6 protein-coding genes and 1 pseudogene are annotated in these 5,761 nt (G+C 31.7%); 2 read left to right on the plus strand and 5 right to left on the minus strand.

What is annotated here, in order from left to right; genetic code table 11:
- Positions 1-659: 659 nt before the first annotated feature.
- Both Ctaglu_RS24215 and Ctaglu_RS25660 read right to left on the minus strand, forming a co-directional pair.
- A complete protein-coding gene (locus Ctaglu_RS24215) occupies positions 660-1,283 on the minus strand; it encodes a reverse transcriptase domain-containing protein (protein ID WP_125006580.1) in 624 nt (207 codons plus the stop codon).
- A gap of 6 nt (positions 1,284-1,289) precedes the next feature.
- Positions 1,290-1,460: a hypothetical protein gene (locus Ctaglu_RS25660; RefSeq protein ID WP_185732960.1), complete on the minus strand. Its 171-nt coding sequence runs from the start codon at positions 1,458-1,460 to the stop codon at positions 1,290-1,292.
- Positions 1,461-1,910: 450 nt separating this feature from the next.
- On the opposite strand from Ctaglu_RS25660, the pseudogene Ctaglu_RS24225 reads away from it, so the two are divergent.
- Both Ctaglu_RS24225 and Ctaglu_RS24230 read left to right on the plus strand, forming a co-directional pair.
- Positions 1,911-2,072, plus strand: a pseudogene (locus Ctaglu_RS24225) (aldehyde dehydrogenase family protein); the annotation flags it as partial.
- A 155-nt stretch (positions 2,073-2,227) separates the two neighbouring features.
- The gene (locus Ctaglu_RS24230) at positions 2,228-2,716 is read left to right on the plus strand and encodes a prolyl-tRNA synthetase associated domain-containing protein (RefSeq protein WP_207669522.1); all 489 of its coding nucleotides are present in this window, start codon (positions 2,228-2,230) and stop codon (positions 2,714-2,716) included.
- Between the two features lie 436 nt (positions 2,717-3,152).
- Here the strand turns inward: Ctaglu_RS24230 and Ctaglu_RS24240 are convergent, their stop codons facing one another.
- The 3 genes from Ctaglu_RS24240 to Ctaglu_RS24250 all read right to left on the minus strand — a co-directional run bounded on the left by Ctaglu_RS24240 (position 3,153) and on the right by Ctaglu_RS24250 (position 5,677).
- Positions 3,153-4,148, minus strand: a complete 996-nt coding sequence (locus Ctaglu_RS24240; protein ID WP_125006584.1) for an FUSC family protein — start codon at positions 4,146-4,148, stop codon at positions 3,153-3,155.
- Between the two features lie 440 nt (positions 4,149-4,588).
- A complete protein-coding gene (locus tag Ctaglu_RS24245; protein ID WP_125006586.1) occupies positions 4,589-5,188 on the minus strand; it encodes a hypothetical protein in 600 nt (199 codons plus the stop codon).
- A gap of 126 nt (positions 5,189-5,314) precedes the next feature.
- Positions 5,315-5,677, minus strand: a complete 363-nt coding sequence (locus Ctaglu_RS24250; protein ID WP_125006588.1) for a winged helix-turn-helix transcriptional regulator — start codon at positions 5,675-5,677, stop codon at positions 5,315-5,317.
- Positions 5,678-5,761: the final 84 nt, after the last annotated feature.

The following is a 5,761-nucleotide window of genomic DNA, read 5'->3' on the forward strand; positions in this document are numbered from 1 at the left end:
TATAATTACATATTATTAATTAATAGGCAATACTGACTTATTTGTCACTATAACAGTAATACTACGTATAAGAGGATGAAACTCTATGCTGTTTACATTTCTATAATTACATATTAAAATCCATCTTACAATACTGATATATTTGTCACTATAACCATAACGCTAATGGAAAGGTATGTGATATAGATGGTTAATTTAATCGAGGTTAGAAATGAAAAAGTTGTTGAAATCAAATAAAAAAAGGACCAGTTACAGTCCTAAAATAACATTATTTGTTATACAATAGCACCCTTTAGTTGTAGTTGCCCCTAGGTTGTAAGATAGTTGTCGTAGGGAATAAAACAAGTTATATTTTTTATAATAATGCGCCAACTCACTTAACAGTTACCGCTATTAGGGGTCTCGCCAACATTTTTCTGAATCACACCAACATACTAAATAATAACCTTAAACCAAGTAATATCAATACTTATACAACTCTGATATATGATAGGTTTAGTTTAAAACAAATGACTCTACGTAAAGGTATACCATTACGTAGAGTCAAAAGCCCTATAAAATTGTGTGTGTAAAGTATAACAAAACAATTACGAATATCTACGTAAAGTACATTTACCTTTATGAAGATATTTTAAGGTTCCTACTGGTGTGATTCAGAATTATGTTGGCGAGACCCCACTATGGTCGATTGTATCGAAGTACTTCTCTAAATCCATGTCTACTGCGTAGTTATACCCTTCTTGGATATACTGTTTGCATTTCCGTATAGATTGATGTGCACTTTGATTTGGTCTAAATCCATAACTGCTATCTGAAAATTGAATTTCGTACATCGGGCTTAAAATCTGCGCAATTGCTTGTTGGATAACCCTATCAACTGTAGTTGGTATTCCTAACTTTCTTTTCTTAATCCCGTCTTCTTTAAGTATTTCCACTCTCCGAGCTGGATTGGGACGGAATTTCCAGTCCATGGCTGATTGCTTCAAAGTAATCCAATTTTCATTGAGATAAGCACGAAGTTCATCGACTTTCATCCTATCTATTCCATGGCTTCCTTTATTTGAAATAACTCGATTTAAGGCAACTCTTACGTTTTCCTTATCCATAATTTTCTCTAACAATCTGTCTTTTACCAAGAATCCATTGGTGATGTTGTTTTCAGTTATCTTTGAAGAAGCATACACTCCTGCATTGATTTCATGTTCCGTACTATCCTCTTGCCTAGAGTCTTCAAAATTAATTTGAAGTTGGCTGTATTTAATTTCTTCATTAGTAACTTTCATTTACTTTCACCTCCTAATGTTCAGTCCTTCCAAAATATCGTTAACAATATCTGGTACTATGACCTCTGCTGACTTCTCATGATAAACCGTTTTCGACCATGTTTTGAAATTCATCTCTGCATGTCCATGAGATATCCCAGGGTAAGACAATTCACTTTCATTACCATGCACCCACATTCTTTACACCTATTCGTCTATGTAGTTATTGGACTTTGTCTTGTTTGGCAGACTCATCCACAAATAGTTTGCCTGAAAATGTTCGTATTCCTTGGGTCGGAACTTTGCCTAGGACTTCCTCCAGTTCACACCTCACGGTGGATACCTTGTCTTCAGCTAGTGGTTGGTAACTACAGACCCCCACAGTGGACTTTCACCACCTAGTTAATTGCCATGCCTGGCACACCAAGAAAAGGCTATTGGAGAATTTCCAACAGCCCAATCATGAGTCGCTCATTAACAAATGATACTTTAAAGAGGCGTAACTACATATTCTTTTCGGATTATTATAGCCACGTTAAACCGTAAACTAATGAAACGCCGTATACCGAACGGTACGTACGGTGTTGTAAAAGGGGCGAAATATTTTAATTGTTAGCCTCTATTCGATTACCATTGCTACAGAGACCCCTATTTAATCAAGGTCAGGTATGCTGTGCAGGTTCAAGAGTCTTTGTACATGAAGATATATATGATAAATTCCTTAGTGAAGCAGTAAAAGCTCTTGAAAAAGTAAAAGTAGGTCTTCCATGGGAAAAGGATACCCAGATGGGTATCCTGGTCAATGAGCAATAGTTGAAGAAAATTCTACAATATGTTGATATTGGTGTAATAGATGCAGTATTATTCATAGATTTTATAGTGGATTAGCTATAATCATTGTCGGAAATTTGCCAATTCGTAAAAAAAAGCTTATAATATTATTACAACAACTAAGGGGGTTCATAATGAAAGCAGAACAAGTTTATAGTCTATTAAATGAATTATCAATTCATTTTGAAATATTTCAACATGAAGCAGCGTTTACGGTAGAAGAAATGGAAAAGGTTCTTCCGGCGGACATGGATGCGCAAGTTTGTAAAAACCTTTTTTTAAGAGACCAAAAAGGTAAACAACACTATCTAATTGTCATGGCTAAAGAAAAAGCATTCGACTTAAGAAAATTTGAAGAAAGCCAAGGTTTTAAGAAAATGTCTTTTGCAAGCGAAAAAAGACTACTAAAATATCTGGATGTAACATCTGGTAGCGTCTCACCATTTGGCTTAATGAGTGATACTGATGCACACGTTATTGTCTATGTAGACTCTGCGCTAAAACACTGCAAAACAGTTGGCTTACATCCAAGTGCTAATAATGTTACAATTACACTAAGCACTGGTGATCTAAAGAAGTATCTTGATTCTCTTGAAAATGATGTTAAATGGGTTAAATTATAAACCATAAAATATTTAAGTATTTAATATAAAAAAACAGATAGAGCATTTAATTAAACTAAATGTTCTATCTGTTTTTTATTTTTATAGTTCAAACAAAATACTATTTAACTAATAATCGCTTATTTATGATATATTTTTACACCTGAAGATTGAGAAGAACCACCAGATCCAGGGTAAATATTTTTATAGCTTTCTAGTACTTGAAAAGCAGTAGAATCAAGTATTCTTATTCGTTTGAAATATTTATCCCACATACTGGGTATACGAGTATTATTTGAAATCTCTTCTCTTGAAAAACAGAGTTTAAGTTCATTTGCAAAAAGCTTTATATATCCATCCAGTTTTAAATTTTTCACTTCGATTGATGGCTATGTTGCCGTACCCGTATTTCAGTTAGTTACAAAAGTTTTTATCTATGCGTACGAATAATAAGGGTTTATATTTCTGAAGCAACTGCTTCTTCTTTCTTAGCAAATTTATCACAAAAACCTTTGTTGACAATAAAGGCAATGACAGTACCTGCTAATATAAAACTTATTCTCATAGGTACTGACACAGACATATCATATAATATCATAGCAGCCCCTAATGAATTCATAGTTATGAACACTATTTGTACCTTATATTCCTTAATAAATGTATAGATGTAGCTTAAAAATAAAAGTACATAGGTGCTTAAGTTTTTTGGTACTAAGAAATTAAATAATACTACAAAAATTAAAGCTCCTAAAATAGTTCCAAATACTCTATACTTAATTCTTTGATTAGTTTGATGAAGCTGTGGCTGTGTCAGTGACATAACTGTAATACTTATCCACATGGATTTTTGAAAACTAAAATAATTTCCCACAAACATAGCCACAGTTACCCCTACTGCCATCCTAAGAGTAAAATTAAACTGTAAGGAATCATTCTTTATTGATGTTAACTGCTCAAATAGACTATTATATGGAAACTCCTGTTGCTTCTTATGAGGTACATAATAAGCTAAAACAATAAGTATTCCACCTACCACAGTTGCTATTATTCTAAGAGGTAGCTTTTCTATAGTCACTGGATTACCCTCCAAAAATATATAGCATAGGATAAAAGGAAGAAAGGTTTTCGTGTCCACTCTATTAGTAAATATATATATTATAAAAAATACTGTTATAAAATCAATCAATATACCTGCTAAGGGATTTAATCTACTTAAATAAGCTGAACAGCCCATAATTATTAAAGATGCTATAATGGCTATAGCAGAATCTTTAACAGGTAAGTCCATGTCTATAACACCACACATAAGTATGGCAGTTACCACCCCAACACCTAACAAGCTATTCTCCACCCCAAAGAATTTTGAGAATAGTTTTACAAATATTATTATCCCAATTATCAATATTAAATTTCCAACTAACAACTTAAAGCTTAAATTTTTAAATTTACACATTAAACATTTATCTCCGTTCTTATGATATAATTCTAGGCACCTTACAATCATATCATGATTTTAAAGTATTGGTTCTGGTGCTAAAAATAAAAAATGATAGAATAATATCTTTGTCGGATTTTGGTTATGCGGACAATCCAAATAATTTATTAATAAATCCAACTTCAGCAAGGGCACATCTATTTATGTGAATATTTTATATTAAATCACATATTCTCTTTTATTCCTCAATGTTTTTTTTGACTTTTAATATAGTTTATTAAGACCTTTAAAACCTGTATTTTCAGAAAACACAAGTTAAAACATTCCCGAAATATGTTACTTTCGGGAATGTTTTTGAGAAATAATATAATAATTTTACAAGATATTAAAATTTCAAAAAAATGTGGGATGTTGGGCTTAGAACCTCAACTATAAAAAGTATTAGAGACCATTTATCTTTAAACACTTAAAGTTATATGTCCACCATTTAATTTTGAAATATTTTTAAGCATAGGCATTACTTTTTCATTATTGGCTAAATTAATGATTTTAGGATTATTACTTTGTTTACTAAGATCTTCGGCGTTACTACTAGGATCAATTTCTACTTTAATATTTTCTTTACCGTTACAATCTAATTCTTCTTTATTTTTATCATATTCTTCCAACATATCAAGGAATGTATGTTGTGCTTTTCTAATTGCTTCTTTTTCTTCTTTGCTCAACGGGCATTCAAATCTTTGCCCATTAACAACAACCCATCTTTTTTCTCCATCAACTCCCATTTCACTCCATGAACATTCTGGATTGTCAGTTGTATAATTCATAATTTGAAATATAGTTGATTTATCTACATAAACCGTTGTATTAGCTGCAGTACCTTTGTCAATCATAATTCCCATATTAGGTCTTTTAGAACTTGATAGCTCTAACCTATCACCTTTAAAGCTTTGAGATGGCTTAGTTGTGGCTGCAGTTGAACTTAAATTTTGATTAGAATCTTTAATAGCATTCATTGAATTATAAGATGTCTCACACTTTAAACTACTTATATTCATAAGTTATACCTCCCTATATTATAAGATAGTGCTTCTATCTCTTTTATTTTAACCATTTATTACATCTACGGGGACACCCATACTCATAGATTTAGAAAAATTCTCAAAAAATTACCGACTTAAATTTTATTCAACTGATGTTTTATTAGCATTTTTTTCTAAAAAGTCATTAAAATTATCTCCCCAATTACAGATGGAAGTTACAACGGGTTCTAGGAGACGACCAATTTCGCTTAGTTGATACTCAACTTTAGGAGGTACAACAGAGTATACATATCTAGTAATTATTTTATCATCTTCTAATTCTTTTAATTGCCTAATTAACATGCGTTGATTAGCAGAGGGGAGTTTTTTTTGTATTTCGCTTAACCTTAATGGAGATTGATGCAGCAAACACCATATAATGGCTATTTTCCAACGTCCACCTATAACTGATAAGGCCAAGTCTTTGCCATTGAAATAAGCTCTTTCTTTATAATAAATTGTCATATATTTTCACTCCTTTCTGTTAATATTATGTCTATAGTGACAAAAAAGTCAGTATTGTATAATGTATTATAATATGTAATTATG

This window comes from Clostridium tagluense (genome assembly GCF_003865095.1).
Taxonomy (GTDB): Bacteria; Bacillota; Clostridia; order Clostridiales; family Clostridiaceae; genus Clostridium_AD; species Clostridium_AD tagluense.

Excerpts from the sequence above, each read along its gene's own strand:
- Ctaglu_RS24230 (WP_207669522.1), top strand. The coding sequence starts at position 2,228 with ATGAAAGCAGAACAAGTTTATAGTCTATTAAATGAATTATCAATTCAT.
- Ctaglu_RS24240 (WP_125006584.1), bottom strand. The coding sequence starts at position 4,148 with ATGTGTAAATTTAAAAATTTAAGCTTTAAGTTGTTAGTTGGAAATTTA.
- Ctaglu_RS25660 (WP_185732960.1), bottom strand. The coding sequence starts at position 1,460 with ATGTGGGTGCATGGTAATGAAAGTGAATTGTCTTACCCTGGGATATCT.
- Ctaglu_RS24245 (WP_125006586.1), bottom strand. The coding sequence starts at position 5,188 with ATGAATATAAGTAGTTTAAAGTGTGAGACATCTTATAATTCAATGAAT.
- Ctaglu_RS24250 (WP_125006588.1), bottom strand. The coding sequence starts at position 5,677 with ATGACAATTTATTATAAAGAAAGAGCTTATTTCAATGGCAAAGACTTG.
- Ctaglu_RS24215 (WP_125006580.1), bottom strand. The coding sequence starts at position 1,283 with ATGAAAGTTACTAATGAAGAAATTAAATACAGCCAACTTCAAATTAAT.